Annotated in this window: 17 protein-coding genes; 6 read left to right on the top strand and 11 right to left on the bottom strand. The window is 73.3% G+C overall.

The window, feature by feature from the left end:
• Positions 1 to 83 precede the first annotated feature (83 nt).
• Both SM573_RS13495 and SM573_RS13490 read left to right on the top strand, forming a co-directional pair.
• The gene (locus SM573_RS13495) at positions 84 to 1,076 is read left to right on the top strand and encodes a diacylglycerol kinase family protein (RefSeq protein ID WP_474616200.1); all 993 of its coding nucleotides are present in this window, start codon (positions 84 to 86) and stop codon (positions 1,074 to 1,076) included.
• Between the two features lie 77 nt (positions 1,077 to 1,153).
• The gene (locus tag SM573_RS13490) at positions 1,154 to 3,352 is read left to right on the top strand and encodes a MinD/ParA family ATP-binding protein (protein ID WP_474616199.1); all 2,199 of its coding nucleotides are present in this window, start codon (positions 1,154 to 1,156) and stop codon (positions 3,350 to 3,352) included.
• 52 nt (positions 3,353 to 3,404) lie between these two features.
• On the opposite strand, the gene SM573_RS13485 is transcribed toward SM573_RS13490, so the two are convergent.
• Complete coding sequence (locus SM573_RS13485) at positions 3,405 to 3,833, bottom strand: DUF3151 domain-containing protein (protein WP_474612506.1); 429 nt, start codon at positions 3,831 to 3,833, stop codon at positions 3,405 to 3,407.
• Between the two features lie 282 nt (positions 3,834 to 4,115).
• Here SM573_RS13485 and SM573_RS13480 point away from each other — a divergent pair, with 282 nt between their 5' ends.
• Positions 4,116 to 5,366: an LOG family protein gene (locus SM573_RS13480; protein ID WP_474616198.1), complete on the top strand. Its 1,251-nt coding sequence runs from the start codon at positions 4,116 to 4,118 to the stop codon at positions 5,364 to 5,366.
• Between the two features lie 82 nt (positions 5,367 to 5,448).
• On the opposite strand, the gene fbaA is transcribed toward SM573_RS13480, so the two are convergent.
• Positions 5,449 to 6,474, bottom strand: a complete 1,026-nt coding sequence (fbaA, locus tag SM573_RS13475; RefSeq protein WP_474612504.1) for a class II fructose-bisphosphate aldolase — start codon at positions 6,472 to 6,474, stop codon at positions 5,449 to 5,451.
• Positions 6,475 to 6,635: 161 nt separating this feature from the next.
• Positions 6,636 to 7,019 (bottom strand): phage holin family protein, encoded by a 384-nt coding sequence (locus SM573_RS13470; RefSeq protein WP_474612503.1) that lies wholly within the window; start codon positions 7,017 to 7,019, stop codon positions 6,636 to 6,638.
• Positions 7,020 to 7,156: 137 nt separating this feature from the next.
• Here SM573_RS13470 and SM573_RS13465 point away from each other — a divergent pair, with 137 nt between their 5' ends.
• From SM573_RS13465 to SM573_RS13455, 3 genes are all read left to right on the top strand, one after another.
• Positions 7,157 to 7,369 carry a hypothetical protein gene (locus SM573_RS13465; RefSeq protein ID WP_474616197.1) on the top strand — a complete coding sequence of 71 codons (213 nt, stop codon included), beginning with the start codon at positions 7,157 to 7,159 and terminating at the stop codon, positions 7,367 to 7,369.
• 197 nt (positions 7,370 to 7,566) lie between these two features.
• Positions 7,567 to 9,156 (top strand): LPXTG cell wall anchor domain-containing protein, encoded by a 1,590-nt coding sequence (locus tag SM573_RS13460; RefSeq protein WP_474616196.1) that lies wholly within the window; start codon positions 7,567 to 7,569, stop codon positions 9,154 to 9,156.
• Positions 9,157 to 9,462: 306 nt separating this feature from the next.
• Entirely contained in the window at positions 9,463 to 10,176 is a 714-nt protein-coding gene (locus SM573_RS13455; RefSeq protein ID WP_474612500.1) for a DedA family protein, read from the top strand.
• A gap of 58 nt (positions 10,177 to 10,234) precedes the next feature.
• On the opposite strand, the gene SM573_RS13450 is transcribed toward SM573_RS13455, so the two are convergent.
• From SM573_RS13450 to SM573_RS13415, 8 genes are all read right to left on the bottom strand, one after another.
• Positions 10,235 to 10,612, bottom strand: a complete 378-nt coding sequence (locus SM573_RS13450; protein WP_076468717.1) for an ArsR/SmtB family transcription factor — start codon at positions 10,610 to 10,612, stop codon at positions 10,235 to 10,237.
• 57 nt (positions 10,613 to 10,669) lie between these two features.
• On the bottom strand, positions 10,670 to 11,209 hold the full coding sequence (gene pyrE, locus SM573_RS13445) for an orotate phosphoribosyltransferase (protein ID WP_474616195.1): 540 nt from the start codon (positions 11,207 to 11,209) through the stop codon (positions 10,670 to 10,672).
• A 166-nt stretch (positions 11,210 to 11,375) separates the two neighbouring features.
• Entirely contained in the window at positions 11,376 to 12,197 is an 822-nt protein-coding gene (locus SM573_RS13440; RefSeq protein ID WP_474616194.1) for an SDR family NAD(P)-dependent oxidoreductase, read from the bottom strand.
• The gene (locus tag SM573_RS13435) at positions 12,194 to 12,793 is read right to left on the bottom strand and encodes a hypothetical protein (RefSeq protein WP_474612886.1); all 600 of its coding nucleotides are present in this window, start codon (positions 12,791 to 12,793) and stop codon (positions 12,194 to 12,196) included. Before SM573_RS13435 ends, SM573_RS13440 begins: the two co-directional genes overlap by 4 nt.
• A gap of 143 nt (positions 12,794 to 12,936) precedes the next feature.
• The gene (locus tag SM573_RS13430) at positions 12,937 to 13,773 is read right to left on the bottom strand and encodes a hypothetical protein (protein WP_474616193.1); all 837 of its coding nucleotides are present in this window, start codon (positions 13,771 to 13,773) and stop codon (positions 12,937 to 12,939) included.
• Positions 13,774 to 13,871: 98 nt separating this feature from the next.
• Positions 13,872 to 15,431, bottom strand: coding sequence for a polyamine aminopropyltransferase (locus SM573_RS13425; protein WP_474612885.1), 1,560 nt, complete (start codon positions 15,429 to 15,431; stop codon positions 13,872 to 13,874).
• A gap of 5 nt (positions 15,432 to 15,436) precedes the next feature.
• Entirely contained in the window at positions 15,437 to 16,222 is a 786-nt protein-coding gene (locus SM573_RS13420) for a hypothetical protein (RefSeq protein WP_474612496.1), read from the bottom strand.
• Entirely contained in the window at positions 16,222 to 16,644 is a 423-nt protein-coding gene (locus tag SM573_RS13415; RefSeq protein ID WP_474616192.1) for a DUF350 domain-containing protein, read from the bottom strand. The genes SM573_RS13420 and SM573_RS13415 overlap by 1 nt, the downstream gene beginning before the upstream one ends.
• Positions 16,645 to 16,669: the final 25 nt, after the last annotated feature.

Genomic DNA, 16,669 nt, shown 5'->3' with positions numbered 1-16,669 from the left:
TTGGCGAGCCCGGGGTGTCAGGCTAACAAGAGGTTACGGCGGGGCCGGCAGGGGTCGCGTCGAGAGTCAGGAGGCTCCTTCCGGTGTACGACGTGGTGCTGCTCACCCTCGGCTCGGAGCGGGATGCTGCCGGGGGCTGCGGCGGTGGCGGAGCCTGCTGCGGTGGCGCGGAAGAGGCCGCCGGAGCGAGGCAGGAGCGGTGCGAGACGCCGCGGGTGCCGGTGCTGGCCTGTGCGGACGAGCTGACCGCCCGGGGCGCCCGGGTGGAGACGGTCACGGCCCGCTCCGACGCGGAGATCGACGAGGTGCTGGCCCGCCTCGACGGCCCGCCCCGCCCGGACGGGCTCACCTGGCCCGACCCGGACTCGAAGACCCGGCTCGTCGTCGCCACGGCCACCGACGCGCAGTTGCGCGCCGTGCTGCGCCGGCTCGTCCGGCGGTACGCCCCACCGCCGAGCCGCCGTCCGGAGGACCTGCCCGGCAATCGCACGGTGCCCGACCTGCCGCCGATCGGCGTACTGCCGCTCGACCCGGCCCGCAGCAGCGGGCACCGTGACCTGGCCGCGCAGCTGGGACTGCCGCGCGACCCGGCGGCGGTGGCCGCCGCCGTGCTGGACGGCACCCCCCGCCGGCTCGACCTGCTCCGCACCGACGGCGGTTCGGTGACCCTGGACGGCGCGCTGCTCGGCGCCGCCGACGACGCCGGCCGGCCGCTGCACTGGCGGGGCCGGGTCGAGGTGGACGACGCCCTCCTCTCCGACGGCGACGACCCGCTGATGGCGTGCGCGATCGGCAACGGCGGCGGGTACGCGGCGCTCGACGACGTGACCCTGCTGGGCCGGCCGGACCCGACGGACGGACTGGTCGAGGTCGCCGTGGCGGTGCCGGTGGTGACGCGTTCCGCGTTCGGCCGCAAGCGGGTACGCCTCGAGGTGCGCCGGGCCCGCGGCCGGGCCGTGTCGGTGCTGCCCCGGGACGAGAAGGTGCCGTTCCTCGATGACGGTGTCGAGGGCGAGCTGAGCCGCAAGCGGTCCTGGTGGACGGAGCCGGGCGCCTGGGCGGTCTGGGCCGCCTGACCCCGGCACCCCCGGCTCGCCGACCAGCCGCCGTCTGCCCGGGGGCCTATCCTCGGCAGGAGGAACGGGGAGGAACCGTGATGGACGAGAACGCCGACCGGGTACGCGTACCCGGCCAGCAGCCGGAGCCGGAGCGGGACATCGAGCCACTCTGGCCCCCGGACTCCGCTGACGCCGGCACGGCGGCCCCGCCGTGGGCCTCCGTGGCCGCCCCACCCGCCGTCCCCGCGACGCCCGACCCGGGCGCGCCCGCCGCGCCACCGCCCGGGCCACGCGTGCCGGGGCAGCCCACCGCCGCCGCGCCCGTCTCACCGTCGGCCGGCACCGCCGCGAGCGACTATCCCTCGCTCACCGGGGCGCTGCCGCCGCCGGGCGGCTGGGCACCTCCACCACCGGGCGCCGCCGCCTGGGCGCCACCGCCGTCCCAGGCCGGCCGGGCCCCGACGCCTGGGCATCCCGGCGTCGGCCGGGTCGACCTGAACCTGCCGTTCTCCCTCGACCAGCCACCCGGGACGCACGACGGCCGGGCCACCATCGACCAGCCGCACAGCCCGCTTCCGGTTGGGTCCGGGCCAGGCCAGCCGGCCGCGCCCGCGCAGGCGGCGGTCCCCGCCGCGCCGCCCGACACGACCGGGCCAACCGCGCCCGCACCGAACACCCCACCGACTGCCACCACCGCCCCGACCCCGCCGTCCGCTCCCGCACCGACCACGCCACCGGCCGCCCCGGACGGCGCCCCGCCGGCTTCCGCAGACACGCCACCGCCGGCCCCCTCGGCCAGCGGTTCGCCCGGGCCCGCGCGGACGGGTGAGTCTCCGTGGGCCTACCCGCCCCAGCGGGTGACCGCCGAGACGCCGCCGGCCGAGGGCCGGACCGGGCCGGAGGACAGCGGAGCGAGCGCCGACACCGGCGAGCCGGCGGCGACCCCGCCCGGCGCACCCGAGCAAGGGACGACCCACGGGCCGCCGCCCGGCGCGCACGAGCAAGGGGCGAGCGACGGGCCGCCGCCCGCCACGACCGGTGGTGGCGTACCGCCACCTCCGGCCACGCCACCCTGGCCCGGCGCGGCACCACCGCCACCGGCGACCCCGCTCACGGGTCCGCCCGTCGCGGCACCGATGCCGTCGCCGGCCGCCCCGGTCGCGCCGCCGCCCGGCCCGGTCCCCCCGCCCCCGGCGGGCGACCCGGCGCCGCCGGCCCCGCCGCCCGGTCCGTTCCCGCCCGGCTGGAACCCTCCACCCTGGCAGCAGGCCGATGCCGCAGCCCCGGCGCAGCCGTACCAGCCGCAGGTCTCCGGCGGGACACCCACCGGTTACCCGCCCGTGCCGGCCGCCGGCGTGGCAGAGCCCGGCCCCGCGCCGACGGCCGAGGACTTCGCCCGCCGCCGGCAGGTACGCCCGGCCGAACCCGTGGCCACGATGGGCGTACGGGCGGTGGTCAACAAGATCGGCCTCCGCCTGCCGCCCGGGCGGCACGAGCAGGAGCTGAAATGGGACATCGAGACGGTCCGCCGCAACTTCGGCGGGCTGCGCCAGGTGACCGTGGTCAACCCGAAGGGCGGCGCCGGCAAGACGGTGGCCATCCTGCTGCTCGCCATGACGTTCGGGCAGAAGCGCGGCGGCTACGTGCTGGCCTGGGACAACAACGAGACCCAGGGCACCCTCGGCATGCGTGCGCAGCAGGACTTCCACTCCCGCACGGTGCGGGATCTGCTGCGCGACCTCGGCCAGTTCCAGGGCGCGCACGGGCGGGTCGGCGACCTGTCGCAGTACGTCCGCTCACAGGGCGAGGGGATGTTCGACGTGCTCGCCTCGGACGAGTCGGCGACCGGTGGCGAGATGCTCACCGCGGCCGCGTTCGCCGAGCTCCGCGAGGTGGTCAGCCGCTTCTACAAGCTGATCTTCGTGGACACGGGCAACAACGTGCGGGCGCAGAACTGGCAGGCGGCGATGGACGCCACCGACCAGCTCGTGGTGACCATGTCGGCCCGGAACGACTCGGCCGAGACGGCCGCCCGGATGCTCGACCATCTGGAGCAGAGCGGCCGGCAGCGGCTCGTGCGGCAGGCGGTCACCGTGGTGTCGATGCCACCGTCGCGCAAGGACATCGACCTGCCCGCGATCCAGGAGCACTTCGCGGCCCGCACCCGGTCGGTGCTGCTGGCGCCGTACGAGAGGCTCATCGACAGCGGCGAGCCGATCCGCTACGCGGCCCTCTCCTCCGCCACTCGCGAAGCGTGGCTGAAGATCGCCGCGGCCGTGGCCGAGGGCCTCTAGGCCGACGCGCCCCCACGGCCGGCCCGGTGAACCGGGCCGGCCGTGACCTGCGTCAGTTGCTGGCGAGCGCGTCAGCGGCGGCCGGGTCGCAGTCGCGGAGGAACTGGGCACACCGGGCCGCCTCGTCCGCCTCGCCGATCTCGTCGGCGGCCCGGGACAGCACGTAGAGGCAGCGGAGGAAGCCCTGGTTCGGCTCGTGCGACCAGGGCACCGGACCGTGCCCCTTCCAGCCGTTGCGGCGCAGTTGGTCGAGCCCGCGGTGGTAGCCGGTACGGGCGTACGCGTACGCCGGAACGGCCTGGCCCGCCGCGAGCGCCCGGGCGGCAAGTGCCCCCCACGCCGCGCTGTACGTCGGGTAGCGCGCCGCGACCCCGGCGAGCGCCTCCTCGCCGCCGTCCTGTTCGGCGGCGCTCAAGGCGTCGTCGGCCTCGTCGTACGCGGGAAGCAGGGTGGCCGGTGGCTCCGGCAAGAGGTTCTGCATCGCCCCATTCAACCCGCTTCGCGCGGCGTCCCGCGAGAGGGTCGGCCAAGCTCGCTGGCTGAACGGCTGAGGAGTTGGTCACGCCTGCGGCCTATGCCAACGGAAGGTGTTTTCCGTTACAACTATTGGTCCGGAGCCTCCCCAGGACCCGGTTACGCAGGAGCCCGACGGCCGCGGCCGTCGGGCTCCTGTCGTTCCGGCGCCGGTCGGGCGCGAGGGGAGCACGCCGACAGGACACCGCCCCCGGGTGTGCGGGTGGACCGGCGGGGGCAGGATTGCCGGGTGCCCACCCCGCCTCCGGCCGACGTCATCGAGCCGCACCCCACGAACGAGATCGAGACCCGCGCCGAGTTCGACCGGCGGCTGGCCGGGGGCGATCTCACCGGCCTCACCGTGCAGGGGCTCCGTCTCGACCTCGACCCGGTGCCCGACCTCACCACCGTCACGGTGACCGGGACGCTCTTCGTCGGCTGCCGGTTCGCCTCCCGGGAGGTCGGGGCCGACCTGGTCCGCCGCGGCGCGAACGTGGTGCCGCCGTTCTCGGGGCTGCCGTACCCCACGCAACCGAGCCACCTCTACACCCCGGAGGACCTGTCGGCCGGCTTCGTCGAGGCGGGCTACGAGGGGATGTACGACACGCGGGTGTACGCGCACTTCCGGGCGCACGGCGGCGCGCTGCCCGACGTGCGGGAGGCCCTCGGCCAGCGGCTGCACGACCACGGCGTGGACAACGCGCTGGCCGACGCCACGCGCGCCTGGCTGGCCGCGTACGGGCCGCAGTCGGTCGTCGGCGTCATGGGCGGGCACGCGGTGCCGCGCGGCAGCCTGCCGTACCGGATGGCCGCGGTGCTCGGCTGGGAGCTGGCGCGCGCCGACCGGCTGGTGGTGACGGGCGGTGGGCCGGGGGTGATGGAGGCCGCCAACCTCGGTGCGTACCTGGCCGGCCGTCCGACGGAGGAGCTGACCGAAGCGATCGACCTGCTCGCGACGGCGCCCGACTTCACCGACCACGACCGTTACACGGCGGCGGCCCTGCGGGTACGCGAGCGGTACGCCCCGCCGCCGGTGCCGCCACGGCGCGGCGTCGACCTGGCCTGGGCGCGGGCGGGAGGTCTGGCCATCCCGACCTGGTTGTACGGGCACGAGCCCGCGAACCTCTTCGCCGGCCGGATCGCCAAGTACTTCTCGAACGCGATCCGCGAGGACACCATCCTGCGGCTCGCCCGGGGCGGGATCGTGTTCGCGCCGGGTCGGGCGGGCACGGTCCAGGAGGTGTTCCAGGCGGCGACGAAGACGTTCTACGGCACCGACGGCGCCAGTGGCGCGTACGTCTTCCTCGACCGCGCCTACTGGACGACGGAGTTGCCGGTCGAGGCGCTGCTGCGCCCGCTGCTGGCCGGGTCCCCGTTCGGCGACCTGTCGTCGACGATCCACCTCACCGACGACGTCCGCGAGGCCATCCGCGTGTTGACTGCGGCACACGCACCTGCCGACCGTCCGCACGCGCCGGCCCCCGCCGCACGAGCCGGCTGAGCACCCCGGACCGGGGACGACCACGGCGCGGGAACGACGACGGCCGGCTCCTGCGGGGGAGCCGGCCGTTCGCGGTGGTGTCCTACTTGCTCATCTTGGTGCCGGTCGAGCGAAGCGCCTCGCAGGCCTCGACGACGCGGGCGGCCATGCCGGCCTCGGCGGCCTTGCCCCAGACGCGCGGGTCGTACATCTTCTTGTTGCCGACCTCGCCGTCAACCTTCAGCACGCCGTCGTAGTTGCGGAACATGTGGTCCGCGACCGGGCGGGAGAAGGCGTACTGGGTGTCGGTGTCGATGTTCATCTTCACCACGCCGTAGTCGAGCGCCTCACGGATCTCGGACAGCAGCGAGCCGGAGCCACCGTGGAAGACCAGGCTGAGCGGCTTCTCCTTGTTGTACTTGGCGCCGACCGCCATCTGGATGTGGTTGAGCACCTCCGGACGGAGCTTGACGTTGCCCGGCTTGTAGACGCCGTGCACGTTGCCGAAGGTCAGCGCCGCCATGTAGCGGCCCTTCTCACCCAGGCCGAGCGCGTCGACCATGGCCAGACCGTCCTCGACGGTGGTGTAGAGCTTCTCGTTGATCGCGTTCTCGACGCCGTCCTCCTCGCCACCGACGACGCCGACCTCGATCTCGAGGACGATCTTCGCCTTGGCGGCCTCGGTGAGGAGCTGCTCCGCGATCTCCAGGTTCTCGGCCACCGGCACCGCGGAGCCGTCCCACATGTGCGACTGGAACAGCGGCTCCTCGCCGCGCTGCACCCGCTCCTGCGAGATCGTCATCAGGGGCCGGACGAACTTGTCCAGCTTGTCCTTCGGGCAGTGGTCGGTGTGCAGGGCGATGTTGACCGGGTACTTCTTCGCGACCTCACGCGCGTAGTGGGCGAACGCCACGGCGCCGGTGACCATGTCCTTCACGGACGGGCCGGAGAGGTACTCGGCGCCACCGGTGGAGACCTGGATGATGCCGTCGCTCTCCGCGTCGGCGAAGCCCTTGAGCGCCGCGTTCAGCGTCTGGGAGGAGGTCACGTTGATCGCGGGGTACGCGAACCGGCCAGCCTTGGCGCGGTCCAGCATCTCCGCGTAGGCCTCGGGGGAAGCGATGGGCATGTCAAACGCTCCTTACTTACCGCTCTCGGCCGTGCTGGCCGCTGTTGTCCATGGGTGCGCCGGACCGCGCTGTCCTCCGCCGGGCAGTATCCCGCAGTGCGGCGGGCGGGCCGCAACCGACCCGGTGTGGGTCCACCGACGGTGACCGGCGCCGCCGCCGCTCACCGTCCCTCCAGGCGGTCGGGGAGCACGACGCTGATCAGCCAGGTCACCACGGTCATCACGATGGCGCCCCAGAACGCGGCCCAGAAGCCGTCGATCTGGAACGGCAGGTCGAGCGCGTGGGCGATCCGGTCGGTCAGCAGGAACAGCAACGCGTTGACGACCAGCGCGAACAGGCCGAGTGTCAGCAGGTAGAAGATGCAGCCGACAACCTTGATGATCGGCTTGAGGACCGCGTTCACGACGCCGAAGATCAGCGCCACGACGATCAGGGTGAGCACGGTGTTGGCACCGGACCGGCCGCCGACGTCGACCCCGGGCACGACCAGCGTGGTGATCCACAGCGCCACCGCGGTGATCACCAACCGGATCAGGAAGCCCACCGCCCCATCCTGGCATCGGCGGCGCGGCGCGGTGGGCCGATTCCACCGACTCGGCTTCACCCCGCTGCCCGAGCGGGCGGCGGCGGGAGCCCGTACGGTGTGTGTGGTGACCGTCCGCCGAGATCCAGGGAGGGACGATGGGTCAGCCCGCCGAGGACTTCACGCCCAGCGACCACCTCGACCCCGAGGAGCGTGACCTGGAAGCGGAGCCGGCCGACGCGTTCGAGCAGACCGTCGCGGTGGCCCCAATCGACGGTGACACCGAGCCGCGACGCGGCCTGGAGGTCGACGACTGGGACGCGGTGGAGCAGGCGCGGGTGGTCGTCGGCGACGAGGACGACTACCGCTGACCGCGGGTCGCCCGCACACCACCCTCTCCTGGGGTCCTGCCGCCGATGAGGGGCCGGGCAGGCGAAACGTTGTGGCAGTCCCGGTCAGCCGTTCGGTCAATATCCGTCCGTGACGGCGGGCCGGGGCAGCGGCCAACCTTAACGGCTCCTTAAGCTCCGCTGGCTTCACTTTCGTCCCCCGACATGAGGGAACCCCCATGCTCAAGCACTCGACCCGGCGCTGGCTCGCCGGGCTGGGCGTCGCAGGCGCGCTCGTCGCGGCCTCCGCCAACCCCGCGTCGGCGACCACGGACGCCGACGTGACGCTCGCGGACGCGAAGGCGTCCGAGGGCTTCGCGCTGTACGCGAACCCTGTCGTGGTCGCCCCCGGCGGACCGGAGAAGGGCGTCTCGCTGTACTCCCTGGTGGACGAGGCGTTCACCGACTACACGGTGAAGGTCGACCGCAGCGCCGTCGACGGCTTCGCCGAGGTGCAGCTTCCGGAGGGCCCGGGCACCTGCACCGAGGCGGACGCCGTCATCACCTGCACGGTCAAGAACGACTCGGAGCCCGGCCTGAACCTGCTGTCCCTCCTGGTGCTGCCGCGCGCCGGCGCCAAGGCCGGGCAGGAGGGCCAGCTGGAGTTCACGGTCACCGCTCCGGGGGCCGGGACCGAGACCTACCGCTCCACCATCTCCGTGGGCGAGGGCGTGGACCTGACCGCGGAGCCGTCTCTGCAGTTGAGCGGAGCTCCCGGCAGCACCGTCAAGGCTCCCCTGTCGGTGGGCAACCAGGGCGAGGTCGACGCCCGCGGTGCCGTGCTCTTCCTCTTCGGCTCCTACGGCCTCGCGCCCGCGAAGCGTTACGAGAACTGCGAGTACTTCTCGGACAACTTCGACGAGTGGGCCTACGCCTGCACCTTCGACGGCACGGTCCCCTCCGGCGGCAGCGCCCGGCTGGACGACTCCTTCGGCTTCGCCATCCCCGGTGACTCGTGGGCGCCGAACAACGACTACGGCTTCGCCAGCTGGCTCACCCCGGCCGACTGGGCCGAGTTCCGGGCTCAGGTGCCCGACTTCGGCACGGGCGTCAAGGGCGACGACGGCGTGCTGGCGCTCGAGCAGTCGGCCAGTGCCCGCGCCCGCCGCGAGCTTCCGCAGAGCGACGTGAACCCGTTCAACAACGAGACCTACATCCAGCTCGCGGTCGAGGGCAACCAGAAGGCGGACGTGGCCGCCGACGGGGCCACCGTCGCCGGTACGGTCGGCAAGACCGTCCCCGTCACGGTCGGCTTCACCAACAACGGCCCCGCGGCGATCAACGCGGGTGGCGAGCACGGCATCTACACCCTGGCCCTGGTCACCCTTCCGAAGGGCACCACCGCGGTCAAGGCGCCGGAGGACTGTGCCGACGCCGAGGGCGAGTTCGGCGAGGATTCGGGCAAGGCCGGCGCGGCGGTCTACGCGTGCTTCGTGCCTAACGTGCTGGGCAACGGCAAGAAGGCCGAGTTCCCGTTCTCGCTCCGCATCGACCAGGCCGGCAGCCTGACCGGCCAGGTCGAGCTCTTCCACGGCGGCCCGGACGAGACCGAGGCCAAGGACGCGAACCCGGCCAACGACACCGCCGAGATCCTGGTGAACGCGACCGGCGACGGCGGCCAGGGTGGCGGCGACGAGGGTGACGGCGGCACGCTGCCGATCACGGGTTCCTCCACCGGCCTGGTCGCCGGCATCGGCGCCCTGCTGCTCGTGGCCGGCGTCGGCGGCTTCCTGGTCGCCCGCCGTCGCAAGACCCGCTTCGTGGCCTGACGGCCAGCGACGTCAGAGGTGCCCCGCCGACCGCCTGGTCGGCGGGGCACCGTCGTTTCCGGGCTCGTGCGCGCCGGCACCGGGGCGCGGTGGGCCCGCCGTGGCGTGCTGATCGGGGCGACGGGGCACGGATCGCGCTCCGCGCGAGCAGAGCGGAGCCCTTCGGGTCGCCGCCGTGGGTGGCGGCTGAGCTCGGGCGCGGGTGTGACGTCGAGCACCGGCCGTCTCGGACGGCCACCTAGACTACGGACGTGCCGTCGCCGCCGGCGACTGACCGCCCCCACTGGCAGACAACGGAGGTCGCTCGTGTCGACGCCCACCACCACTCTGGCCCTGGGCCCCGACTGGCTCGACCCGGAGTGGTTGATCTCGACGTTCGGGCTGCTCGGCATCCTGGCCATCGTCTTCGCCGAGTCCGGGCTGCTGATCGGGTTCTTCCTGCCGGGCGACTCGCTGCTGTTCACGGCGGGGCTGCTCACCGCCGACGGGCAGTACATCACCTACCCGCTCTGGCTGGTCTGTCTGCTGATCACGGTCGCGGCGATCGCCGGCGACCAGGTGGGGTACGCGTTCGGGCGCAAGGTCGGGCCGGCCCTCTTCCGCCGCCCGAACTCCCGCCTGTTCAAGCAGGAGAACGTGCTCAAGGCGCACGAGTTCTTCGAGAAGTACGGCGCGCGGTCCATCGTGCTCGCGCGGTTCGTGCCGATCGTGCGGACGTTCACGCCGATCGTGGCCGGTGTCAGCCGCATGAACTACCGCACGTTCGTCGTCTACAACGTGGTCGGCGGCGTGCTCTGGGGCACGGGCGTGACCCTGCTCGGCTACTTCCTGGGCCAGATCCAGTTCGTGAAGGACAACATCGAACTGATCCTGATCGCGATCGTCGCGATCTCGGTGGTGCCGATCGCCATCGAGCTGCTCCGGGCGCGGATCGCGGCAAAGCGCGGCACCACCGCGCAGGAGCGGGCCGCCGCCGAGGAGGCCATCCGGGAGACCCGGCAGCACTACGGCAAGCACTGACCGGCCGGCCGTCCGGCGCCGTCCCGGATCAGGGAGGGCACCGGACGATCGGTACGGGTCAGCGAGCCTTCTTGGTGGCCCGCTTCCGCGGCGGGGTCAGCAGGTCGGCGATCGTGGCGATCGCGGTCGGGACCAGCCGGTAGTAGGCCCACACACCGCGCTTCTCCCGCTCCAGCAAGCCGGCCTCGGTGAGGATGCGCAGGTGGTGGCTGACCGTCGGCTGCGAGAGACCGAGCGGCGCGGTCAGGTCACAGACGCACGCCTCGCCCTCGGGGGCCGACTGGATCAGGCTCAGCAGCCGCAGCCGGGCGGGGTCGGCGAGGGCCTTGAGGACCCCGGCGAGACGCTCGGCATCGGCACGTTCGATTGGCTCGCCGGCGAGCGGCGAGATCTGAGGCATAGTCATTTCAGCCAACGCAGTTCCCACGTTTTCCATCCTTCCACCAGCAGCATCGATCCGCCTGCATATCAGCAGATCCGAATCGGCAGACTTTTACGCCACAAGGCCGAGGTCAGCCAACGTATAGGCCGCCCGATAAGGCAATCCGGCGGCTCGCACCGCGTCGCCGGCTCCTCGATCAACAATAACCGCCACCCCAACGACCTCGGCCCCGGCCTCGCGTAGCGCCTCCACGGCGGCGAGCACACTCGACCCCGTCGTCGATGTGTCCTCGACCGCCAGTACCCGGCGACCCGCGACATCCGGCCCCTCGATCCGCCGCTGCAACCCGTGCGCCTTGCCCGCCTTGCGCACCACGAAGGCGTCCAGGGCCCGGTCGCTCGACGCGGCCGCGTGAAGCATCGAGGTCGCGACGGGATCGGCGCCCAGCGTCAGGCCGCCGACCGCGTCGTACCACCAGTCGGCCGTGAGGTCGAGCATGACCCGACCCACCAACGGCGCCGCCTGGTGATGGAGCGTGACGCGTCGCAGGTCGACGTACCAGTCGGCCTCGATGCCGGAGGAGAGCACCACCCGGCCGTGGACCACGGCCAGATCGGTGATGAATTTACGCAGGTCGTCGTGGTCCCCCATGGCGATAGAGGGTACTGCGCAAGTCTGTGGGCCGCGTGCGGGGTGCACCCTGATCCACCCGGTGGGCGACCGATGGTTGGCGATGTACCGCTACTCTGCGCGACGGCTACCGTCCAGTTCGCCACAGGCCCGTGCGCGCGGCGGACGACGGCGCCGCGCGGCCCGGTCAGGCTTCGTCGCGGCCGATCCGACCCCTGGTGTCCCGGGCGACCGCCTGGAGCAACCGCCGCGGCGCGTGCCGCAGCCCGGCGACGGCCAGCTTGTACCTCCACGCGGGAACGCTGACCAGCTTACCTTTCCGCAGGTCACGCAGGCCTTCGGCGACCACGTCGTCGGCCCGCAGCCACATCCACTCCGGAGTCTTCGACATGTTGATGCCGGCCCGCTCGTGGAACTCCGTCTTCGTGTAGCCGGGGCAGAGGGCCATCACGCGTACGCCGAACGGTCGGGCGGACTGCCCCACCGACTCGCTGAAGTTGGTCACCCACGCCTTGCTGGCCGAGTACGTCGATCCCGGCATGACGGCGCCGAACCCGGCAACGGAAGAGACATTAATCACTGCCCCGCGGCGGCGTTCGGTCATCGGACGCAGGGCGGCGAGCGTCAGGCGCATGACGGCGTGCACGTTGAGCCGCAACAGTCGGGCCTCGTCCTCGGCGGAGGACCGCAGGAACGGCTTGTTGAGACTGATCCCCGCGTTGTTGACCAACAGGTCGATCGGAGTGCCCTCGGCCAGTCGCGCCTCGACGAGGGCACAACCGTCGTCCGTGGACAGATCGGCGGAAATGGTCTCGATCTCCCGGCCGTGTCCCTTCCTCAGCTCGGCGGCCATCTCGCCGAGGCGTGCGGCGTCCCGGGCGACCAGCACCAGATGCCAGCCGTCGGCGGCGAGCCGGCGGGCGAACGCGGCGCCGATGCCCGCCGTCGCCCCGGTGACCAGGGCCCGCTGCTCGGCGGGCGTGGAGTCGGGCGTCACGGGCTTCCTCATCTGGGCGGGTACGGCGGCATGGGCGGTGCGGTCGGGTGCGGGGCGGGTGGGAACCCGGGTGGCGCGGTCGGGTACGGGGCCCGGGGTGGCGCGGCCGGCGCGGGTCGGGGGCGGAACCACGCGTTCGCCGCCGGCAGGGCCAGCAGCACGGCTACCACAAGGTAACCGAGTGCTTGGCCAATCGAAAGCCCTCCGTTGACCGGGATCCACCACGCCGGGTACGCGTCACCGGCCAGGTTGAGGAGTTCGGCGGTGGTCGCCTCGTCACCGCTGAACTGGAGGGGCGTGGTCCGCTGCCCGACGAGCAGCGCCAGCCCGCAGCAGCCGCCGAGCAGGCCGAGCCCACAGACGACCCACGTCGCCACCCGGGTGCCGGCGCGGCCGGTGAGCAGCCCGAGCGCGAGCCCGGCCAGGAGCAGGCCGGCCAGGACGCTGACCACCGTGGCGACCACGGCGGCGACGGTCAGCAGCGCGGCCGTGCCGTCGACCTGGTCGGCCGCCGCGGTGGTGCCGGACGCGGCGGCGCGGAACCGGTCGACCGTGCCGCCGACCACCAGCGGGCCGGCCACCGCGTACGCGAGCGCGGCGACCGCCATCAGCAGCAGCACGGCCACCGCGAGCGTGACCGCGGCGGGCCGACGGGCCGGCGTCGGGTGGGGGTACGACACGACGGGTCCCTCCGGTAGGCGTCGACTGCAACCTATCGGAGGGACCCGTGGACGTCGTCCGTGTCCGGTACTCAGCTCACCGGCGGCGGGGTGGAGCCGGGCCGGTCGGACGGGGGCGGCTGGTCGCCGGCCTCGCCCGACGACGGCGGCTGACCGGCAGGCGGGTAACCCGGGGTGGGCGGGTAGCCCGGCTCGCCGGAGGGCGGATAGCCGGGGGTCGGCGGGTAACCCGGCTCGCTGGAGGGCGGGTAGCCGGGCTGGCCCGGCACCTGCGGGTAGCCGGGGGCCGCCGGGTAGGCGCCACCGGGCACCGGCGGCTCCCAGGCGGGCTGCGGCTTGCGGAAGAACTCGTTCGCCTTCGGCAGCGCCAGCAGGATCAGCGCGGCGATCAGGGCGAGCACGCCGATCACGCCGAGCAGCGTGTTGACCGGAGTGAACCAGCCGGGCAGCGCCTCGTCGAGCCGGCGCTGGACCTCGTCCGGGCTCGGCATGTCCCCGCCGGTGTTACCCGTCGTGCCGGTCGCGCCACCGAGGCCACCCGCCGCACCGCTGATCAGGTTGCCGCCCGAGCAGCAGATCATGATGCCGCCGATGATCCAGGTCGTGATCCGCGAACCGTTCTTGCCGCGGTTGTTCAGCATCGCGAGGACGACCAGGCCGACCGCCAGCAGCAGCGAGAAGACCGCGGCGCCGATGCCGATCGCGAAGGTGACGCCGGCGACCGCGTCGGCGGTCTCGCCCGACGTGCCGCTGTAGGCGTCCTGCAGCACGTCACGGATCGTGCCGATGGTGGCCAGGGTGATGATCAGGCCGATCACCTGGAGGACGGCGAAGAGTATCAACAGATAGCTGGAAATCGTCACCACGCTCGGCCGTGACCGGGCCGGCGGGCTGTGGGGATCGACCACCACGATGCTCCTTCCCTAGATCGCGCCCACACCGTATCGGGATCGGGCCACCTCGGCAGGACACGACGCCCGGCGGGCCGGCGGGACCGGACGTGGCGTCAGTAGCCGCGCCACTCGGCGCGGGCGTACTCCAACACCCGTGGCGCGAGGAGGGTGGAGGCGGGCACCGTGAGCCGTCCCCGGTCCGCGGGGAAGGTGGCGGCGGCGGCGAGCGTCGCGGCGTCCAGGAAGCGCAGGCGGGGCGCGGCCGTGGGCAGCGCGAGCGCGGGCGGGACCTCGCCGGGCGCCGCGAGCAGGAAGCCCCAGTCGCCGAAGGACGGCACGTCCACGTGGTACGGCACGGTGGCGAGCCCGGCCTCACGCAGCGAGGCCTCGATCGACCAGTACGACCGGGGCGCGAAGTACGGGGAACCGGCCTGGACCACCAGCCGGCCGCCGCCACCGAGGGCGGCGCGGACCAGCGCGTAGAACTCGACGGTGTAGAGCTTCGCGGTGGCGGTCTCGTCGGGGTCGGGCAGGTCAGCGATGACCGCGTCGAAGCGCTGCGTGTTGCCGCGCAGCCACGCGAAGGCGTCCGCGTTGACCACCCGCACCCGCGCGTCGGCGAAGGCGTCCCCGTTGAGCCGGCGCAGCTGCGGCTCGGTACGGGCCAACCCCACCACGGCGGGATCCAGGTCGACCACGGTGATCCGCCGCACGTCCGGGTACCGCAGCAGTTCGCGGACGGCGAGCCCGTCGCCCGCACCGAGCACCAACACCTCGGCACGCGGGCCGTTCAGCACCGGGTGCACGAGCGCCTCGTGGTAGCGGTACTCGTCCACCGAGCTGAACTGGAGGTCGCCGTTGAGGTAGAGCCGCAGGTCGGTCTCGGAGTGACCCGCCTCCCGCACCGACCGCGTCAGCACGATCTCCTGGTAGCGGCTGCGCTCCGCGTACACCACCGGGTCGCGGTAGAGCTGCTGCCGGGCGGTCACCTCGAAGTCGCGTGCCGTCACCCAGGCGTACCCGAGAGAGAGGGCGACCACGACGGCGCCGGCGGCGAGCCCGACCCGGGCGCGGGGGCCCAGCTCGCGCCGGAAGACCGTGCCGACCAGGGCGAGCCCGGCCACGGCGTTGACCGCGCCGACCACTATCGCGCCCTTGAGCTGCCCGAAGGCCGGCAGCAGCAGGAACGGGAAGGCGAGCCCGCCGAGCAGGGCGCCGACGTAGTCGGCCGCGAACAGGTCGGCCACGGCGCTGCCCGCCGCCTGCTTCCGGATCCGTTGCAGCAGCACCATGAGCAGCGGGATCTCCGCGCCGATCAGCAGGCCGAGCACGAACGCGGTGCCCACGAGCGCCGGGCCGTAGAGGTCCAGCCAGGCGAAGGCGGCGTACAGGCCGAGCACGGAGAGCCCACCCAGCAGCGCCAGAGCCAGCTCGATCGCGGCGAACGCCGCGGCGGCGCGGGACTGCAACGGCTTGGCGGCCAGCGCGCCGACGCCCATCGCGAAGACCATCACCCCGAGCACGATGGACGCCTGACCGACGCTGTCCCCGATCAGGTAGCTGCCGAGGGCGACCAGCGCCAGCTCGTAGACCAGACCGCAGGCGGCGCAGACGAAGACCGCGGCCAGCACGCCGGCCCGAGCGACGCGCCGCCGCGGCCGTTCCCGCCCCACCGTGGTCACCGTCGCTCCGGTGTACGCGCGCGGGCCGCCGCCGAGCCCGACCGGCGGGCGTCGGACCGCCGTTCCCGCCGCCGCTGCACCAACCCGATCGTGACGAGCAGCGCGGTGAGCAGCAGCAGCCCGCCGGCCGCGAGGAGATAGCCCCGGCGGTCCCGCCACAGGTCGTTGCCGGCGTCCGGCAGCGGCGCGGGCCTGACGACCGGAGCCGCCGTGGCCACCGGGGCCGGAGCGGCCGCACCGGCCTCGGCGAGCAGCAGGGGCAGGCTCACCGCGGCCCGGGTCACCGCCCAACCCGGGTCGTCGACGAACACGTCGTCGGTGAGCCCGAACCGCTCCAGGCCGGACTCGACGGCCAGCAGGTCACCCGGGTCCACGTCGGCCGAGCCGTCGACGGTCACGTACGCGTAGTCGTCCGACTCGCTGCTCTCCGAGACGTACGTGACGTCGGCGACGACCCGCACCCAGCGTGGGCATCTCGGGTCGGCTCCGACGGCCACCCCGTCGCCGAGGTTCGAGCCGGAGCTGACGACCGTCGTGCCGTCCCGGAGGTGCCAGCCGTAGCAGATCCCCTGCGCGTCGGCCGCCCGCGCCAGGATCGGCACGGTGTCCGCGCGTTCGGTGCTGGTCGGCGGGGGCACCGAGAGGTCGTCGCCGTCGCCGCTGAGCGCCCCCGCGACGCAGAAGCCCCCGAGCACGACCACCACGGCGCCGATGACCGCGGCGGTCTTCCACCGGCTCCTCGTCGTGCCGGGCTTCGCCGGAGTCGGCCGCTTGCCGGCCATCAGCTGATCGCCGCCGCGATGATCGCGCCGGTGGCCAGGTGGACGACGGCGGAGACCCACACCGCCGGGTGCGGCTCCGGGTCGACGAGGATCTGCCCCAGCCGGCCGGGGGTGGCGGCGTCGAGCAGCAGGAACGCGGCCGCCATGATCACCAGGCCGAGGATGCCGTACGCGGCCGCGCCGACGATGCCGAGCACGAGGTCGTCGTCGCTGGCGGCGATCGCGGCCACCACGATGATGCCGACGCCGGCCAGGTTCGAGGCCAGCAGCAGGGCCGCGTTGCGGTTCCGGTCGGTCCAGATCAGCTCCTTGAGCCGACCGGGGGTGGCCACGTCGACCAGGGCGTAGCCGATGCCCATCAGCAGTACGCCGACCACGCCGTAGGCGAGGGTGACCAGGAGATCGGTGACGAGGGTCTGCACGGGTGCTCCAGGGGTGAGGGGGTGT

It is taken from the genome of Micromonospora xinjiangensis (assembly GCF_056150165.1).
This window is presented reverse-complemented; position numbering and strand designations above follow the sequence as displayed.